General features: G+C 75.3%; 16 protein-coding genes. 5 read left to right on the top strand and 11 right to left on the bottom strand.

Annotated elements, in window-relative coordinates; all coding sequences use genetic code 11:
• Positions 1 to 8: 8 nt before the first annotated feature.
• Positions 9 to 677 carry a potassium channel family protein gene (locus ATJ97_RS01795; protein ID WP_098482279.1) on the top strand — a complete coding sequence of 223 codons (669 nt, stop codon included), beginning with the start codon at positions 9 to 11 and terminating at the stop codon, positions 675 to 677.
• Positions 677 to 1,393: a potassium channel family protein gene (locus ATJ97_RS01790; protein ID WP_098482278.1), complete on the top strand. Its 717-nt coding sequence runs from the start codon at positions 677 to 679 to the stop codon at positions 1,391 to 1,393. The genes ATJ97_RS01795 and ATJ97_RS01790 overlap by 1 nt, the downstream gene beginning before the upstream one ends.
• Here the strand turns inward: ATJ97_RS01790 and ATJ97_RS01785 are convergent.
• The 3 genes from ATJ97_RS01785 to ATJ97_RS01775 are packed head-to-tail and all read right to left on the bottom strand — an operon-like array spanning position 1,311 to position 3,105.
• Positions 1,311 to 2,021, bottom strand: a complete 711-nt coding sequence (locus ATJ97_RS01785; RefSeq protein ID WP_245861992.1) for a DUF3159 domain-containing protein — start codon at positions 2,019 to 2,021, stop codon at positions 1,311 to 1,313. The two genes, ATJ97_RS01790 and ATJ97_RS01785, sit on opposite strands and share 83 nt — an antisense overlap.
• Positions 2,018 to 2,392 (bottom strand): OB-fold nucleic acid binding domain-containing protein, encoded by a 375-nt coding sequence (locus tag ATJ97_RS01780; RefSeq protein WP_098482277.1) that lies wholly within the window; start codon positions 2,390 to 2,392, stop codon positions 2,018 to 2,020. Before ATJ97_RS01780 ends, ATJ97_RS01785 begins: the two co-directional genes overlap by 4 nt.
• A complete protein-coding gene (locus ATJ97_RS01775; RefSeq protein ID WP_098482276.1) occupies positions 2,389 to 3,105 on the bottom strand; it encodes a DUF3710 domain-containing protein in 717 nt (238 codons plus the stop codon). Before ATJ97_RS01775 ends, ATJ97_RS01780 begins: the two co-directional genes overlap by 4 nt.
• A gap of 123 nt (positions 3,106 to 3,228) precedes the next feature.
• On the opposite strand from ATJ97_RS01775, the gene ATJ97_RS01770 reads away from it, so the two are divergent.
• Positions 3,229 to 3,726: a DUF3093 domain-containing protein gene (locus ATJ97_RS01770; protein WP_098482275.1), complete on the top strand. Its 498-nt coding sequence runs from the start codon at positions 3,229 to 3,231 to the stop codon at positions 3,724 to 3,726.
• A 4-nt stretch (positions 3,727 to 3,730) separates the two neighbouring features.
• Here the strand turns inward: ATJ97_RS01770 and ATJ97_RS01765 are convergent, their stop codons facing one another.
• Entirely contained in the window at positions 3,731 to 4,030 is a 300-nt protein-coding gene (locus ATJ97_RS01765; protein ID WP_098482274.1) for a DUF4193 domain-containing protein, read from the bottom strand.
• 181 nt (positions 4,031 to 4,211) lie between these two features.
• The gene (locus ATJ97_RS01760; protein WP_425432781.1) at positions 4,212 to 5,054 is read right to left on the bottom strand and encodes an inositol monophosphatase family protein; all 843 of its coding nucleotides are present in this window, start codon (positions 5,052 to 5,054) and stop codon (positions 4,212 to 4,214) included.
• 217 nt (positions 5,055 to 5,271) lie between these two features.
• Between ATJ97_RS01760 and sepH the strand changes: the two genes are divergently transcribed.
• Positions 5,272 to 6,480, top strand: a complete 1,209-nt coding sequence (gene sepH / locus ATJ97_RS01755) for a septation protein SepH (protein WP_098482273.1) — start codon at positions 5,272 to 5,274, stop codon at positions 6,478 to 6,480.
• Positions 6,481 to 6,534: 54 nt separating this feature from the next.
• On the opposite strand, the gene ATJ97_RS01750 is transcribed toward sepH, so the two are convergent.
• Genes ATJ97_RS01750 through ATJ97_RS01735 form a run of 4 tightly spaced genes read right to left on the bottom strand, consistent with a single transcriptional unit; the run spans position 6,535 to position 11,660 of the window.
• On the bottom strand, positions 6,535 to 7,179 hold the full coding sequence (locus ATJ97_RS01750) for a thymidine kinase (RefSeq protein ID WP_098482272.1): 645 nt from the start codon (positions 7,177 to 7,179) through the stop codon (positions 6,535 to 6,537).
• Positions 7,179 to 8,333: an alkaline phosphatase family protein gene (locus ATJ97_RS01745; RefSeq protein ID WP_211287013.1), complete on the bottom strand. Its 1,155-nt coding sequence runs from the start codon at positions 8,331 to 8,333 to the stop codon at positions 7,179 to 7,181. The genes ATJ97_RS01750 and ATJ97_RS01745 overlap by 1 nt, the downstream gene beginning before the upstream one ends.
• On the bottom strand, positions 8,330 to 8,908 hold the full coding sequence (locus tag ATJ97_RS01740; protein WP_425432717.1) for a DUF5998 family protein: 579 nt from the start codon (positions 8,906 to 8,908) through the stop codon (positions 8,330 to 8,332). Before ATJ97_RS01740 ends, ATJ97_RS01745 begins: the two co-directional genes overlap by 4 nt.
• Before the next feature lie 4 nt (positions 8,909 to 8,912).
• A complete protein-coding gene (locus ATJ97_RS01735; protein ID WP_098482271.1) occupies positions 8,913 to 11,660 on the bottom strand; it encodes a GNAT family N-acetyltransferase in 2,748 nt (915 codons plus the stop codon).
• An 88-nt stretch (positions 11,661 to 11,748) separates the two neighbouring features.
• Between ATJ97_RS01735 and ATJ97_RS01730 the strand changes: the two genes are divergently transcribed.
• A complete protein-coding gene (locus ATJ97_RS01730) occupies positions 11,749 to 14,217 on the top strand; it encodes a DNA gyrase/topoisomerase IV subunit A (RefSeq protein WP_098482270.1) in 2,469 nt (822 codons plus the stop codon).
• A 312-nt stretch (positions 14,218 to 14,529) separates the two neighbouring features.
• Here ATJ97_RS01730 and ATJ97_RS01725 read toward each other — a convergent pair whose 3' ends face one another.
• Entirely contained in the window at positions 14,530 to 15,588 is a 1,059-nt protein-coding gene (locus tag ATJ97_RS01725) for a GNAT family N-acetyltransferase (RefSeq protein ID WP_245861987.1), read from the bottom strand.
• 56 nt (positions 15,589 to 15,644) lie between these two features.
• Entirely contained in the window at positions 15,645 to 16,688 is a 1,044-nt protein-coding gene (locus ATJ97_RS01720; protein ID WP_098482269.1) for a GNAT family N-acetyltransferase, read from the bottom strand.
• Positions 16,689 to 16,742: the final 54 nt, after the last annotated feature.

The raw sequence follows: 16,742 nt of genomic DNA, 5'->3' as shown, positions 1-16,742 counted from the left end.
GTCGTGGCGTGCACTTCGTGATCATGGGCTGCGGCAGGGTGGGAGCCTCCCTCGCCGAGCAGCTGGAGGCCAGCGGCCACTCGGTGGCCGTCGTCGACCAGAACCCCGACGCCTTCCGTCGGCTGCCCGCCGACTTCGGCGGCCGGCGGGTGACCGGGCTCGGTTTCGACCGCGACGCGCTCGCCCAGGCGGGCATCGAGGACGCGCACGCCTTCGCGGCCGTGTCCAACGGCGACAACTCCAACATCATCGCCGCGCGGGTGGCCCGGGAGGTGTTCGGCGTCGGCAAGGTCGTCGCCCGCATCTACGACCCCCGCCGCGCCGAGGTCTACCAGCGGCTCGGCATCCCGACCGTCGCCACGGTCCGCTGGACGGCGGACCAGGTGCTGCGCCGGATGCTGCCCATGGGCGCCTCGTCGGAGTACCAGGACCCCTCCTCCTCCGTCAGCCTCGTCCGCCTCGACCCGCACACAGGGTGGGTCGGGCAGGAGGTGGAGCGGGTGGAGGAGCGCACCGGGGCGCGCGTGGCCTACCTGACGCGCCTGGGGCGCGGCATGGTGCCGCCGCCGCGCACGATCGTGCAAGAGAACGACGTGGTCCACCTCATGGTGGCGACGGACCGGGTCGGGGCGGCGCAGCGGGTGCTCGCCGGCCCGCCCGGACGGGAGGAGGACTGATGCGGGTCGTCATCGCGGGGGCGGGCTCGGTGGGCCGCTCCATCGCCCGGGAGCTGCTCGGGCACGGCCACCAGGTGACGCTGGTGGACCGCAACCCCGCCGCCATGCGGGTCGCCTCCGTCGCCGAGGCCGAGTGGCTGCTGGCGGACGCCTGCGAGCCGAGCGCGCTGGCGGAGGCCGGCGCCGAGGACTGCGACGTCGTCGTGGCGGCCACGGGGGACGACAAGGTCAACCTCGTCGTCTCCCTCCTGGCCAAGACCGAGTTCGGGGTCCCCCGGACGGTGGCACGGGTCAACAACCCCAAGAACGAGTGGATGTTCGACGACGCCTGGGGCGTGGACGTGCAGGTCTCCACCCCGCGCATCATGACCTCGCTCGTGGAGGAGGCCGTCTCGGTCGGCGACCTGGTGCGGATCTTCCGCTTCCACCAGTCGGGCGCGAGCATGCACGAGATCACGCTGCCCGCCGACTCCCCCGTGGTGGGCCGCCGCGTCGGTCAGGTCCTGTGGCCGCCGGACACGGTGCTGGCCGCGATCATCCGGGAGGAGCGGCCCATCGCGCCCGGCGCCGACGACACGCTCGAGGCCGGGGACGAGCTGCTCGTGGTGGTCTCGGCCCTCGCCGAGGACCAGCTCAGCGTGCTGCAGCAGATGCTGGCTCCCGCACCAGCACCCACGTCGCCCACAGCGTCAGGGCCCACAGCGGAAGTCCCATGACGAGGCGCGCGGTGCCGAGCCACGCCACCTCCGCCTGCAGGAACAGCGGGACCTGGACGGCCAGCCGGAGCAGGAACATCCCGATCCACAGCGCGGTGGCGAGGCGGTAGCGCACCAGGCGGGCCCGCTGGGCGGGGTCGGTCCGCCAGGAGAAGTCCTGGCCCTTCAGCAGGGACACCACCACACCGACCGCGGGCCACCCCAGCAGCAGGGCGACGCTCAGGACGACGGCGTAGGCACCGTTGGTCCACAGGCCGAAGGCGAAGTAGTCCTGCGCCTCGCCCGTGCGCCACGCCCAGATCACGCAGACGAGCACGCCGACGAGCCCGCCGGCCGCCTGCGTCAGCGGGGTGCGGGCCACCAGCCGCAGCACCATGGCCACGACGGCGACGGCGAGCGAGGCCACGAGTGGCGGCACGAGGTCGCGCGTGGCGATGAAGACGACGACGAACACCAGCCCCGGCGCCATCGACTCCACGAGCCCGCGGACACCGCCGATGGTGTCGGCGAGCGAGAAGTCCTCCCCCACGAGCTGGCGCATGGCCGAGCCCTTGGCGGCACCGGCGACGCCCTCCGCCGGCTGGTCGGGCTGCTGCCCCTCGGCCGGCTCGGCGGGCGAGCCGCTCACGCCAGGTCCGCCCTGGGCAGCAGGCGGTAGTCAGGGTTGAACATGGCGGGTCTCCCGTGGTCGTCGTACACCATGCCGTCGGCGACCAGCCGGCGGCCCGGCTCGATGCCGGGCACGTCGCGGCGGCCGAGGAAGATCAGCTCCAGGGTCCCCGTCCCGTCGGAGAGCCGGGCCACGAGGGCCGCCGACTCGCTGCGGGGCCGGTAGGTCAGGGCGGTGACGGTCCCGGACACCACCGCCCGGCGGCGCAGGGCCACCTCCGCCACCGGGGTGGCCCCGGGGACGTGGCTGATCCGGCGCGCGTCGTCGGCCTCCAGCTCACGGCGCGAGGCGGTGAGGCGGTGGAGGGCGTCGGCGACGCGCGCGGTCATCGGACCTCCGTGATCTCCGGACCCCGGCGCAGCGGATCGAGGTCGGGCTCGTCCTCGGCCACCGGGGCCGCCGCCGGTGCGGCGGCGGCGCCGGGGGCGTGCAGCAGCAGGACGTCGCGGGGCGCGCGGGCCTCGGGGCCGCGGACCACGACGACGTCGGCGAGCACCGCCTCCAGCTCCGCGGCGGCCTCGGCGTCCACGGCCGCCCGGCCGGTCAGGACGGCTCGCAGGAACCAGCGGGGGCCGTCGACCCCGACGAAGCGGGCGGGGCGGTGCCCGGTCCCGCCCTCGGGGGTCCGGACGGGCAGGCGGGCGAGCAGCTCGGTGCCGAACGGACCGTCGACCTCCTCGACGGTGCCGCCCTGCTTGCCGACCGAGCCCGTGATCTCCTCGCGCAGCTCGTCCCAGATACCCAGCGTGCGTGGCGCGGCGAAGACCTGCAGCTGCATCGCGGAACCGTCCAGGCCGAGCGTGACGGCGACGACGTTGCGGGTCTTCTTCTCGATCTCGAGCCGCAGCTGCATGCCGGCGCGTGCGGGCACGCGCAGGGCCCCGAGGTCGAGGCGGGTGCCGAGGCCGGGGACGTCGTCGACGTCGTGCGGCCCTCGCTCGTCGGTCTGCGTGACGACGTCGGCGCCGTCCTGGGTCGCGCCGTCGGCCGCGTCGCCCACGTCGGCCGGGGTGTCGCGCCTGCGGCGCCGGAACAGACTCATCTCGTCGTCTCCTCGAAGAACTTCGGACCCGGCGGCGCTGCCGGCGGGCGCGTCACGACTGTACCCGGGGCACCGGCCCGCGCGCAGACACGGTCACGGCCGCCGGCCTGGCAGAGTGAGGGTGTGGAGAGAACCCCGACCGCGACCACCACCCCCGTCTACCGCGAACGCCTGGCCCCCTCGGCGGGCGTGCACCTGATCTCGCTCATGGTGGGAGGCGGCGCGGCGCTCGCGCTGTCGTTGTGGGGCCCGGTCGCCGCCCTCGTGGGCGGCGTGCTGGTCACGGCGGTGGTGTCAGCCGCCCTGGTGCTCACGGCGCCCGTGGTGCAGGTGGTCCGCGGTGGGGACCCGGCCGACGGCGGCGCCCCCGGCGGGCTGCGGCTGCGTGCCGGTCAGGCGGTCATCCCGGTCGACGCGCTGGGTGCGGGTGTCGCGCTGGACGCCGAGCAGCTTCGCTCGGCGCTGGGGCCCGAGGCGGACGCCCGGGCGTACGTGTGCCACCGGGCGTGGGTCCGTTCGGCGGTCCGGCTCCCCGTGGTCGACGAGCGGGACGCCACCCCCTACTGGCTGGTGTGCACGCGCCGGCCCAGCGCGCTGCTCGCAGCGCTGGACCGGCGTTGAGGGGTCAGGCCGCGCACTCGGAGCAGACGAGCTGCCCCTTGTCCTCGTAGGCCAGCTGGCTGCGGTGGTGCACAAGGAAGCACTTCGCGCAGGTGAACTCGTCCGCCTGGCGGGGCAGGACACGCACCGAGAGCTCCTCGCCGGAGAGGTCGGCGCCCGGGAGCTCGAAGCCCTCGGCCGCCTCCGCCTCGTCCTCGTCCACGGACGGGGAGTTCTTCTCCGCGCGGCGAGCCTTCAGCTCTTCGATCGAGTCCTCGGAGAGGTCCTCTTCGTTCTTGCGCGGTGCGTCGTAGTCTGTCGCCATCTCGGCGTCACGCTCCGGTTCTTCGAGTCGTCATGGTGGTCATCGGCCCTGCGGCCGCGTCCCCCGGGTCAACGTCCGGACGGAGCGTTTGTTCCCGCGGTCAACGGATTGTGCACCACCGAGGGCGTCGCCGCACAGACGGTCTCCCCGTTCCGGGGCCTGCGGTGACAGACTTCACAGGTCAGGCGCCGGCGCGGTGCAGCGCGGCGGTGAGCTCGCTCACGAGCGGCCCGGGGCCGGCGACCGTCATGGCCGCGGAGGCCGGCCCGCCGTCGAGGCCCTGGACGACGCCGCCCGCCTCGGCCACCACGAGGGCTCCCGCCGCCATGTCCCACGGGTTCAGGCCCGTCTCGTAGTAGGCGTCGAGCCTGCCGTCGGCCACCAGGCACAGGTCGATGGCCGCGGACCCGATCCGCCGGATGTCGCGCACCTGCGGCAGGATCTGGGCGACGACGGCGGCCTCGCGGGCGCGCTTCTCCGCCGTGTAGCCGAAGCCGGTGCCCAGGAGCGCCTCGGCGAGCGGCGGCGCGCTCCGCGGGACCAGCCGCTCGCCGTCGCGCCACGCGCCGAGCCCACGTCCCGCGGTCCAGGTGGTGCCGCCTGCCACCGCGTGCACACAGCCCGCCTGCAGGGTCCACGTGAGCGGGTCGGGGTCGCCCGTGACGACGGCGATCGAGACCGCGTAGGAGGGGATGCCGTAGAGGAAGTTCACGGTGCCGTCGATGGGGTCGACGACCCACGTCAGGCCCGAGGTGCCGGCGGAGGCACCCTCCTCCTCGCCCAGGACGCCGTCGTGGGGGCGGGCGGCCGCGATCCGCTCCCGCAGCAGCGCCTCGACCTCCTCGTCGACGGCGGTGACGACGTCGACGGCGGAGGACTTGGTGCGGGCGACACCGCCGTGGTCGGCGGTGCGCGCCCGTACGTGGTCGCCCGCGGCGCGGGCGAGCTCCTCGCACAGCGCCGCGAGCGTCGCCGGGTCGGGCAGCTGCGCGGGGTCGGGACCCGTCGCCGGGTCGGCGCCCACGGCGGTCGGCGGCGCGGGGTCGGCGGGCGAGCCCGTCCCTGGACGGTCCGGGGTTGCAGCGGCAGTCACGTGGGCCCTCCAGGGGCGTCGTCGGAGGCGGCGGCCGCGGGTCGGGCCGCCGCGAGGCCATTGTCACGAAGGGAACACACCGCCACCAATCCCCGGGGGCGGCGCGCGCAGGTGGCACCCTCGTGCAGAGAACCTCGAAGGAGGACCCATGGTTGAGCTCGAACTTCTCGGGCTGCACGGTGACGGCGAGCACCTCACGCTCACCGACGAGGACGGGCGACGCTACCGGGTCGCCGTCGACGACGCCCTCCGTGCGGCCGTGCGCCGGGACCGCCCGAAGCTGCAGCACCACCTGCCCGCCGACCCCGACGAGCCGCTGCGCCCCAAGGACATCCAGGCCCTGATCCGGGCCGGCGTGTCCGTGGCGGAGGTGGCCGAGCGCTCCGGCATGGCCGAGGAGCGCGTGCGCCGTTACGAGGGCCCGGTGGTCGCGGAGCGGACCTGGGTGGTGCAGCAGGCGCAGAACCAGCGCGTCGGTCACGAGCCCGACGCGCCCCGGCTCGGCGACCTGGTCCTCGACCGGCTCGCCGCGCGCGGCGTGGAGACCCGCTCCCTGGAGTGGGACGCCGTCCGCCACCCGGGAGGCCCCTGGGAGGTGGTGGCCACCTTCGTCGCGGGCGAGCGCGAGCGTGAGGCCCGCTGGGAGGTGGACCTGGGCACCCGCACCCTTCACGCCGTGGACGACGAGGCGCGCTGGCTGTCCGAGACCGAGATCGGCACCTCGGCCCACCCGCGCCGCCACCTCAGCCCGGTCGGTGCGCGGACCCGCGTGTTCGACGTCGAGGCGGACGGCCCGTCCAGACGCGGCCCCGCCTCCGCCGCCTCACCGGCACCGGCCCCGTCCGCGGCCTCCGCCGCCTCTGCGGCCGCTCCCTCGGCGGGCACGCCCGCGGCCGCCACGGACGGCACCGAGTCGCTGCTGGCCGAGCTGGCCGCCCACCGCGGCACGCGCGTGGAGCTGCAGCACGACATCGAGCCCGACGCGGGCTCCGGCGAGGACCGGTGGGACGGGGGCGCCCACCCGGCCGCGTCCCGACCGGAGGAGGCGACCGACGCGCACGTGCTCGCGCTGCCGCGCCGGGAGCGTGGCGTCGTCGAGGACGGGCCCGGTACCACGCCGGCCCTGCCCGCACCCCAGGACGACGAGTCCCGCCCGACGACGGCGGAGCCGGCCGTTCCCGCGTCGCCCGGGGACAGCTCCGGCTCGCCCGAGCACGAGGCCGGGACGATCGGGCCAGCCGGGCAGGCTGACAAGCCTGCGACCCGTGCCGCCGACCGGCGCCGGTCGCGCCGTTCTTCCAGCCGCCGCAGCGTCCCGAGCTGGGACGAGATCGTCTTCGGCGCCCGTCCGGAGTAGGGCCGGGCTCGGGCCGCCCCTGGCCCAGCCCTGCTCCCGAACAGGGCCCCGGCCCTACTCCCCCAGCGGGAGCGTGTCCGGGCTCAGGCTGCCGGCGTGCGCCGCCGCGGCGGTGACCCGTCGGACGTGGTGGCGCCGGCACAGCACCTCGTAGCCGACGTCCTCGGCGCGGTCCGTGTCGCCCACGACGACCTGCTCGCCCTCGGTGACCATGACGCCGCGGACGGTGCGGGCGTTGTGCGTGGCTCGGGAGCCGCACCAGCACAGGGCCTCCACCTGCAGCCGCTCGACGCGGTCGGCGAGCTCGAGCATCCGGGCCGACCCCGGGAACAGGTGCGTCCGGAAGTCGGTGGTGATCCCGAACCCGAAGACGTCCACGTCCATCTCGTCGACGAGACGGGCGAGCTGCTCGACCTGCTCGGCGGAGTAGAACTGCACCTCGTCGCAGATGAGGTAGTCGACCCGGGCACCGTGGGTGCGGCGCCGGACGACCTCGTCCCAGAAGTCGGTGGTGTCGCGCACCTCGACCGCGGGCACGGCGAGGCCGAGGCGCGAGGACAGGACCGCCTCGCCGGCACGGTCGTTGCGGGAGAAGATCAGGCCCTCACGGCCCCGGGCGGCGTGGTTGTGGTCCATCTGGAGGGCGAGGGTGGACTTCCCGGAGTCCATGGTCCCCGAGAAGAAGACGAGCTGGGCCACTACACCACCGTCCTGAGGAGCGGCACCGCCATCTCGGCCTCGGTCAGGGCGCCGTGCACCCCGACCAGGGCGATCGAGCCGGGGGTCTGGGTGCGCGAGTCGACCACCACGTCCCTGCCGCGCATGACGGCGACGACGTCGCCCACGGCGTCCAGGCGCTCGGGCGCGACGGGGCCGAGCAGCCCGGTCGCCACGAGCTCGTCCCGCTCGACGACCCAGGCGGTCTCCCCCAGCACGTCCTGCCAGCGCGCCGCGACGTCGGGCGCGGTGCCGGGGGCGGCGTAGACGTGGTTGGTGCGCGGCTCGCCGGCGACCAGCTCGACGTCCTCGGCGAGCGCCGGGGTGGCGGCGACGTCGGTGCGGTTCACGACGTCGACCATGCCGTGGTCCGCCGTCACCACCAGGAGCGTGCCGGCGGGCAGCGACCGGGCCAGGCGGCGCAGCTCGCCGTCGGTCGCGCTCACCTCCTCGCCCCACTGCCAGGAGCCCCACCCATAGGTGTGCCCGACGTGGTCGACGTCGCCCCAGTAGAGGTACACGGCGGCGACGTCCGGGCGGCGCAGCTGGGCGACGGTGGCGTCGACGCGGTCGGCGAGGGACTCGGCGGAGACGTTGCGCATGCCGCGCAGGGCGCACTCGGTCAGGCCCGACCCCACGAACCGGGCGGGACCGACGCTGACGACCGCCGGCAGGTCCTCGCCGGCGGCGCGGCGGCGCTCGAGCTGCTCGACGAGGGTGTCGCGGCGCTGCCACTCGCGCGGCCGGACGGAGGTGTCCTCCCAGCGGATGAGGTTGAGCACGCCGCCGTCGGCGGGGTCGCGAACGGAGTACCCGAGCATGCCGGTCGCGCCGGGCAGCTCGCCGGTGCCGACCGCGGTGACCGCTGCCGCGGTGGTGGAGGGAAAGGTGCTGCGCAGGGTGAGCGCGTCCGGCAGCAGCGAGCGCAGGAAGGGTGCGTGCCCACCGCGCTCGGCGAGCATCTGCATCCCGAGCCCGTCGACCAGGACCACGCAGGTCTTCGCGGCGGTGGGCAGGCCGAGGTCCGTCCGGTCCTCGCCGCTGCTGCGCCCGGCGGAGGCGGTGGGCAGGCCGACCGCGTCCAGGGCGCCCGAGAGCACGGCGCGCACGTGGTGCGCGTGGTTCTCGCCCGTCACGCCCGCTGGCTCCGGCCGGAGGTGGCGGCCGACAGGGCGCGCGCGAAGGCGAGGGCGCCCTTGAGGGCGTCGGAGCCCTCGGCGTGGGCGCTGACCCGGACCTCCACGCCCTCGGGCGTGAAGTTGCCCGTGTAGCCGTGGTCGGCCTCGCACTCCGGGTCCCCGCAGGTGGCCGGCGCCAGATCGAGGGTCTGGGCGGTGCCCCAGCTCACGCCGACGGTGAGCTCCTGGACCTGCATGCCCCGCGCGCGGGCGGGTTCGCTGACGCCGTGGGTCAGGGCGACGGAGCGGATCTCGCCGAGGGGGACGGAGTCCGTGGTCGCGAGCGCGGAGGGTCGCCCGTCCGGCCCGGGGGCGTCGTCGACGTGGGCCACGACCAGCCGGGTCGGCGTCAGGACGAGGGCGGTGAGGTGCCGGAAGACCTCGGTCTCGTCGAACGTGGTCTCCGGGTGGACGAGGAAGGAGGTGACGGGCTCGTCAGCCAGGGCGACGTCGATCACCCCGGCGACGACGTCCGGGTAGTAGCCGGCGTGGTCGAGATCGGCACGCAGCTGCTTGGCGAGGTTGGTCAGCACCGCGTCATTGTCCCACCCCGGCGCGCTCCTCGTCCTCTGCCGGGGGGATCGGCAGGGCGCGTCGTCCGGCGTCCTGGCGCACGGGGTGGGCGACCTCGACCGAGAAGGACGTGATGCACGCGCCCCGCTCCCCCACGATGACGGGGTTGAGCGTCACGTCGACCACCTCGGGCAGGTCGTCGGTGAGCATCGACACCCGCGCGATCACGTCCTCCAGCGCGGCGACGTCGACCGGCGGCAGGCCCCGGTGCCCGAGCAGCCGCGGGGCGGCGCGGACAGAACGGACCATGTCGGCCACGTCCGACGCCGTCAGCGGGGTGATGCGGTGGGAGACGTCCCCGAGCAGCTCGGTGGCGTCCCCGCCCAGGCCGAAGGAGACCACGGGCCCGTACAGGTCGTCCTCCGTGCCGCGGACCACGCACGCCACCCCCGGCGGCGCCATCGCCTGGACCTCGAACGCGGACGTGCGGCCCAGCACCTCCCGCGTGCGGTTCTCCATCAGCGCCATCGCCTCGCGCAGCGCGTCCGCGTCGGTGAGGTCCAGCCGCACGCCGCCGAGGTCGGTGCGGTGGCGCAGGACCTCGTTCTTGGTCTTCAGGGCGACCGGCCACCCGATCCGCTCCGCCGCGGCCACGGCCGCGTCCGGCCCGTCGACCGTGGTGGCGGGCAGGGTGTCGATCCCGTAGCAGGCCAGCAGCCGCTGCGCCGTGCCGGTGTCGAGGCGTTCCCGGCGCCCCGCCCCGAGCGCGCCGAGCGGCTCGGCGAGCACCTCCCGCGCCGCCACCGGGTCGATGCCGGCCGGGTCGACCAGCGGGTCGTCCGCGTGCTCGCGCCAGGCGGCGTGCCGCATCGCCCCGGCCAGGGCCGTCACGGCGTCCTCGACGGTCGTCATCGACGGCACGCAGCTCTCCCCCGCGCTCAGCTCCGCCGTCAGCCCGTGCAGCCCGTGCACGCTGGACACCCAGGTACGCGGGTCGTCCGACGCGGCCCGGGCGATCGCCGCCGCCACAGCGGGGTCGGTGCGTCCCGGGGGCGGCGCGACCGCGATGACGACGGCGTCCCAGTCGTCCCGGGCCCGCAGGGCGGCAAGGGCCGCCTCGTACGCCTCGGCCCCCGCCAGCGGGTCGAGGGTGACCGGCCGGCCCGCGACCTGCAGCCCCTGGGCCGCCGCGACGTCGGCCACGAGCGCCGCGAGCGAGGCGGAGGAGGAGACGACGGCGGTGCGCGGGCCGGCGGGCAGCGGCTGGGCCAGGAGGAGCCCGGCGACGTCGAGCATCTCCCGCTGCGTCCGGGCCCGCACGACCCCCGCCTGGCGGAGCATCTCGGTGAGCACCCGCTGCGGCTGGGTGGAGGTGCGCACGGCGTGGCCGGGCGGGGTCGCCTGGCCGGTCTGGCCGGAGACGACGGCCACCAGCGGGGTGGTCGCCGAGAGGTGGCGGGCGATCCGGGAGAACTTGCGCGGGTTACCGATCGACTCCAGGTACACCGCGCCCACGGCCGTCGGCTCGTGCACGGACCAGAACTGCATGGTGTCGTTGCCGGAGACGTCCACGCGCAGCCCGGAGGACAGGAAGCTCGCGACGGGCAGGCCGCGCCGGGCCGCCGTGGAGCGCAGGGCCAGGCCGGCCGACGCTGACTGGCAGAACAGGCCGATGCCGCGCCGGGCGGTCGGGTCCGGGCCGTCGGCCCACAGCGACGCGTTGTACCGGCCCGCCTCCCCGTTGCCGACCACGCCGAAGCTGGCCGGCCCCACCACCCGCATCCCCGCCTCGCGGGTGCGGCGCAGCAGCCGGCGCTGACGGTGCATCCCCGCCGGACCCTGCTCGCCCCACCCGTGGGAGAGCACCACCAGGGCGCGCACGCCCAGCTCGCCGAGCGCGGGGACGGCGTCGACGACGTCCTCGGACGGCCCGGCGACCACCGCCAGCTCGACCGGCCTCTCGACCGAGGCGAGGCTGTCGTGCCGGCGGACCGCTGCGCCGTCGGGACCGGGCGCCGTCTCCTCGGCGAGGCCGACCAGGTGCACCGGCCCGCCGAACCCGCCGCTGGTGAGCACCGAGCGCGCGGCCGCGGCAGCCAGGACGTGGCCCTCGCCGCCGTCGGGCCCGAGGCGCACCACCACGAGGGAGGTCGCGGCCAGGACGGCCCGCATGCTCAGCGCCTCGGCGTGGCGCTCCCGTTCCGCCATGACCCGCCAGGACCGCTCGGTCTCCTCGATGTCGAAGGAGACCGACACGACGCCGTCCTCCATCCGCTGCTCCACCTCGTACCCGGCGTCGGAGAAGACGCGGATCATCTTGGCGTTGCCGGGCAGGACGTCGGCGACGAACCGGTGGACGCCGCGCTCGCGGGCGGCGGCCGCCAGGTGCTCCAGGAGCACGGAGCCCAGACCGCGGCCCTGCTCGGTGTCGGCCACGTAGAACGCGACCTCCGCCTCCCCGGCCGCCACGACGTCGAAGCGGCCGACGGCGCGGATCTCGCTGCCCTCGGTGAGCACGAGCGCGACCCGGTCGTGGTGGTCGACGTGCGTGAACCGGTGCAGGTCCTTGTCGCTGAGCCGTTCCATCGGGGCGAAGAAGCGGAAGTAGACCGACTGGGCCGACTGCCCCAGGTGCATGCGCTGGAGGGCGTCGGCGTCGTCGGGGAGGATGGGCCGGATGTGCATGGCGGCGCCGTCACGCAGGGCGACGTCCGCCTCCCACTCCGCGGGGTACGGGGCGGTCGGCGTCGACGTCGTGGCCTCCTCGTCCATGGCCCGAGCCTAGCCAGCCCACGGCCGCGCGGCCCTCCCGCCGTGGCGCTGCGCGGCGCGGGCCCGAGGATCGGGGACAATCGACCCCATGCCGCGCAAGACCCCCACCGCCGAAGTGCCGCCGGAGAAGATCGTCGACATCGACGTCTCCACGGAGATGCAGGGCTCCTTCCTGGAGTACGCGTACTCCGTCATCTACTCCCGCGCCCTGCCCGACGCCCGCGACGGCCTGAAGCCGGTGCAGCGCCGCATCCTGTTCCAGATGGACCAGATGGGCCTGCGCCCGGACCGCGGCCACGTGAAGTCGGCCCGTGTGGTGGGCGAGGTCATGGGCAAGCTCCACCCGCACGGCGACAGCGCCATCTACGACGCGATGGTGCGCCTCGCGCAGCCGTTCGCCATGCGGCTGCCGATGGTGGACGGGCACGGGAACTTCGGCTCGCTCGACGACGGCCCGGCCGCCTCCCGGTACACCGAGGCCCGCCTCGCCCCGGCGGCGCTGGCGATGACGGCGGACCTGGGCGAGGACACGGTCGACTTCGTCCCCAACTACGACAACCAGCTGACCCAGCCGTCCGTGCTGCCGGCGGCGCTGCCGAACCTGCTCGTCAACGGTGCCACCGGCATCGCCGTGGGCATGGCGACGAACATGCCCCCGCACAACCTGGTGGAGGTCGTGGCCGCCGCGCGCCACCTCATCGCGAACCCGGACGCCACGCTCGAGGACCTTATGCGGTTCGTGCCCGGTCCCGACCTGCCCGAGGGCGGGAAGATCATCGGCCTGGAGGGCGTGCGCGAGGCCTACGCCACGGGCCGCGGCAGCTTCCGCACCCGAGCCACCGCGCGGGTGGAGAACATCACGGCCCGCAAGAAGGGCATCGTCGTCACCGAGCTGCCCTACATGGTGGGCCCGGAGCGGGTGATCGAGAAGATCAAGGAGGCGGTCAACGCCCGCAAGCTCCAGGGCATCACGAACGTGCAGAACCTCACCGACCGCCACCACGGGCTGCGCCTGGTCATCGAGATCAAGAACACGTTCAACCCCGACGCGGTGCTCGAGCAGCTCTACCGGCACACGCCGATGGAGGAGTCCTTCGGCATCAACAACGTCGCCCTGGTCGACGGCCAGCCCCGCACGCTCGGCCTGCGCGAGCTGCTCCAGGTGTACGTCACCCACCGCCTCGAGGTGGTCCGCCGCCGTACCGCGCACCGCCTCGCCCGCGCCACCGAGCGCGCTCACCTGGTCGCCGGCCTCCTCCTCGCGATCGCGGACATCGACGAGGTCATCGCCGTCATCCGCTCCTCCGACGACGCCGAGGCCGCCCGGGTGCGGCTCATGGCCGTCTTCGACCTCGACGAGCCGCAGGCCGACTACATCCTCGCCCTGCGGCTGCGCCGGCTGACGAAGTTCTCCCGCATCGAGCTCGAGGCCGAGCGCGACGAGCTGGCCCGCCAGATCGCCGAGCTGCAGGCCATCCTCGACTCCGACGCCCTCCTGCGCGAGGTGGTCTCCGACGAGCTCGCCGCCGCCTCCCAGCAGTTCGGCACCCCCCGCCGGACCGTGCTCCTCGAGCACGCGGGCGGTCCGGTCACCCAGGCGGCCGCCGGCCCCGCGGCGCGCGCCGCCCGCGGCTCCGCGACCCCGCTGGAGATCGCCGACGGCCCCTGCTGGGTCCTCCTGTCCGGCACGGGGCTGCTCGCCCGCACCGCCGACGGCGACGCCCCCCTGCGCTCGGGCCCGCGCTCCGCGCACGACGCGCTGGCCCACGCCGTGCCCGCCACCGTCCGCGGGCACGTGGGCGTGGTGACCACCGCGGGCCGGGTGCTCCGTCTGGACGTCCTGGACGCGCCGGGCCTGCCGCCCACCGGCGCCGCGCCGAGCCTGTCCGGCGGTGTCCCCCTCACCGAGCTCCTCACCCTGGAGAAGGACGAGGACGTCGTGGGCCTCGCCCGTCTCGACGACGACGCCGCGCCCCTCGTCCTCGCCACCGCCGCCGGGGTGGTCAAGCGGGTCACCGGCGAGCGGCCCGCCAACAAGGACAGCTGGCAGGTGATCTCGCTGGCCGACGGCGACCGGGTGGTCGGCTGCGGCCACGCCACCGACGCCGACCGACTGGTCCTGGTCTCCTCCGACGCGCACCTGCTGCGCTTCGACGCCTCCGCCGTCCGTCCGCAGGGCCGCACGGGCCGTGGGATCGCCGGGATGCGGCTCGCCGACGGTGCGCAGCTGATCCACCTCGCGATCGTCGGTGAGGACGACGTCTCCTCCTCCGTCGTCGTCACGATCGCCGGCACCGCCGGCGCGCTGCCCGGGACCGTTCCCGGCAGCGCCAAGGTCACGCCGCTGGACCGCTACCCCGCCAAGGGCCGGGCGACCGGCGGGGTGCGCGCGCAGCGGTTCCTGCGCGGCGAGGACTGCCTCCAGCTCGCCTGGGTCGGGCCCGAGCCCGCCCGCGCGGTCGGGTCGGGCGGCCAGTCCGTGCCGCTGCCCGCCCCGGACGAGCGACGGGACGGCTCCGGGCAGGCCCTGCCGGCCCCGGTGGCGGCGATCGGCTGACGCGCGGGGCGCCTTCCGCCCGCCGTCGCTGTGCCCGCTTCGGCCGGCTCAGCGCGGCGTCGGCTGTCCCCCGCCCCGGCGAGAACGCCCTCACTGCTCGTTCCGAGCCTGGGACGAGCACTTAGGGCGTTCTCGTGGCCGCCCCGGGGCCGACCGGCCAGCCAACGTGGCCCGCCCGGGGGCCGACCGGCCAGCCAACGTGGCCCGCCCCGGGGCCGACCGGCCAGCCAACGTGGCCGCGCGAGCCCACGGGCCGGCCTCCGCGGCCGTGCTGGGCCGCCCGGCGGGGCGCGACCGTACGCGGTGGGCCGCTCAGATCTCGATCGTGTACATGGCCGAGCCGCGGGTGCGCTCGTACCCGAGGTTCATGAACAGCGCCGTCGCGCCCGTCGGGTTGTCGGCGTCGACGTCCAGGCCGGCGTACTGCATGCCGTCGTCGGCGTACGCCCGCATGGCGCGCGTCAGGAGGGCGGTCGCCACGTGCTTGCCCCGCCAGTCCGGCAGCACGCCCAGGATCTCGGTGTAGCCCTCGCTCCAGCCGAGCGCGGGCCAGTCCTGGTCGTACCGGCTGGACATGAGGTAGCCGGCCACCTGCGCGCGGTCGCTGGACCGGTCCAGGGCGACGAAGCTCCAGCTCGGGGCGTGGTGCGTGCGGCCCTCGGCCCACGTCTCCGGGGTGTGCGGCTGGGAGCCCCACTGGTCCCCGAACGCCTTGTTGTGGGCGCGGCGGACGGCGTCGTCGATCTCGGGGGTCCACGGCTCGACGGACAGGGGGCGGTCCAGCCGGACGTCGGGGATGGGCAGGGAGAGGTCGCGCCGGAGCTGGGAGTACCAGCGGCGTGGCTCGAAGCCACGGCGGCGCAGCTGCCCGGCGAGGACCTCCATGTCGTCGTCCACGTGCACGACGATGCGGGCCGGTGCCTCCCGCTCGGACTCGGCGAGCATCTGGCGCGCCCGGCCGATCTGCCAGTCCAGCAGCGCCCCGCCGAGACCCTGCCCGCGGCGCTCCGGGGTGACCCCGCCGGAGCAGAAGGCCCGGACCTTCACGGTGTCACCGTGACGGACCCGCACGAACCCGAACGCGACGAGCCGGTCGGCCTCCCACGCGCCGAGGGCGCTCCAGCGGTGGCTGTGGTGGAAGTACTCCAGCGTCTCCTCGGCCGAGGTGCGGTAGGGCGGGTTGTCCGCGTCCTCGATGCGGGAGACGAGGGAGACGAGGGCCGCGCCGTCGGCCTGCGTCAGCGGGCGCCACACGAGCCCGCCGCCGTCGGGGGGCGGGACGAGGACTGCCGGTGCCTGGGCGCGCTCGGCCAGCGGCGCCGGCGCGGACGAGCGCGCGACGTCGTCGGGATCGATGACGGGGGTTGGCACGAGCGTGACCCTACGTCGTGGACGGTGAGGGAGTCATTTTCCGGACCCGGCGGGGCTCATATCTCGATCGTGTAGAGGATCTGGGCGCCCTGCCGCCGGTACCCGAGACGCTCGTAGAAACCGTTGGCGCCGCTGGGGTTCACTGTGTCGACGTCGAGACCGGCCGACTCGATGCCGTCCGCGGCGAGGGCCTCGACGACGGCGACCAGGAGGCACCGCGCGACGCCCCGCCCGCGGTAGGTCCGCCTGACGCCGACGAGCTCGGTGTAGCCCTCCGAGAAGCCGAGCTGGGCCCAGGCGTGCTCGTGCCGTGAGGTGAGCGCGTAGCCGGCCACCTCCTCCGAGCCGTCGGAGGTGCGGGCCAGGGCGACCTTCGACCACCGCGGCTCGAGCTCGCGCAGGACGCGGTGCCAGGACTCCGCCGTCAGGGGCTGCGAGCCCCAGTGGTCGGCGAAGGCCTCGTTGTGGGTGCGCCGCACCTCCTCGTCGAGCTCCGGCGAGAAGTCCACCATGCGCATCCCTGCCGGCAGCGGGGCCGGCGGGAGAGGTTCGGACACGGGCCGGCGCATCTCCTGGAAGACGCGCTTGGGGCTGAACCCGGCCGCGACGTACAGGCGCCGGCGGTCGGCGAGGTGCTCGTCGACGTACGCCGCCAGCCGGGCCGGCAGGTCGCGCCCGTCGGCGGCGAGCAGCTGGCGGGCCCGGCCGTCCTGCCAGTCCAGCAGCGCCCGCCCGATGCCCCGCCCGCGCCAGGCGGGGTCGATGGTCGCGGTGAGGAAGGCGCGCAGGATGTCGGTGTCGCCCGGCGGGAGGTAGACGACGGCCATGGCCTGCAGCGTGCCGTCGGCCGAGAAGCCGCCGAGGGAGTCGCGCACCATCGTGTGGGCCGGGTCGAACGCGTCGGCCACCTGGACCGGGCTCGGCGCGGAGACCGGCCTGTCGACGGCAGCGCAGCGGGCGACGAGGTCGAGGACCGCGTCGGCGTCCTCGGCCCCGAGCGTGCGCCACGTCAGCCCGTGGTGCGCGCCCGGCACCTCGGCGACCTCGGGGGCACGCAGTCTCTCGGCCAGCGGGGTCCGGGAGCTCGCCTGGAAGGACATGCCCCGATCCTACCGATCGGGACTTTCGGCACTGGCTGGCCGCCGGTGATCGTT

The sequence above is a fragment of the Georgenia soli genome, from assembly GCF_002563695.1.
Classification (GTDB): Bacteria; Actinomycetota; Actinomycetes; order Actinomycetales; family Actinomycetaceae; genus Georgenia; species Georgenia soli.
The sequence above is the reverse complement of the archived record's forward strand: the minus strand, read 5'-3'. Positions and strand labels throughout refer to the sequence as shown.

Excerpts from the sequence above, each read along its gene's own strand:
- ATJ97_RS01775 (WP_098482276.1), bottom strand. The coding sequence starts at position 3,105 with ATGAGTCTGTTCCGGCGCCGCAGGCGCGACACCCCGGCCGACGTGGGC.
- sepH (WP_098482273.1), top strand. The coding sequence starts at position 5,272 with ATGGTTGAGCTCGAACTTCTCGGGCTGCACGGTGACGGCGAGCACCTC.
- ATJ97_RS01765 (WP_098482274.1), bottom strand. The coding sequence starts at position 4,030 with ATGGCGACAGACTACGACGCACCGCGCAAGAACGAAGAGGACCTCTCC.
- ATJ97_RS01780 (WP_098482277.1), bottom strand. The coding sequence starts at position 2,392 with ATGACCGCGCGCGTCGCCGACGCCCTCCACCGCCTCACCGCCTCGCGC.
- ATJ97_RS01720 (WP_098482269.1), bottom strand. The coding sequence starts at position 16,688 with ATGTCCTTCCAGGCGAGCTCCCGGACCCCGCTGGCCGAGAGACTGCGT.
- ATJ97_RS01730 (WP_098482270.1), top strand. The coding sequence starts at position 11,749 with ATGCCGCGCAAGACCCCCACCGCCGAAGTGCCGCCGGAGAAGATCGTC.
- ATJ97_RS01790 (WP_098482278.1), top strand. The coding sequence starts at position 677 with ATGCGGGTCGTCATCGCGGGGGCGGGCTCGGTGGGCCGCTCCATCGCC.
- ATJ97_RS01735 (WP_098482271.1), bottom strand. The coding sequence starts at position 11,660 with ATGGACGAGGAGGCCACGACGTCGACGCCGACCGCCCCGTACCCCGCG.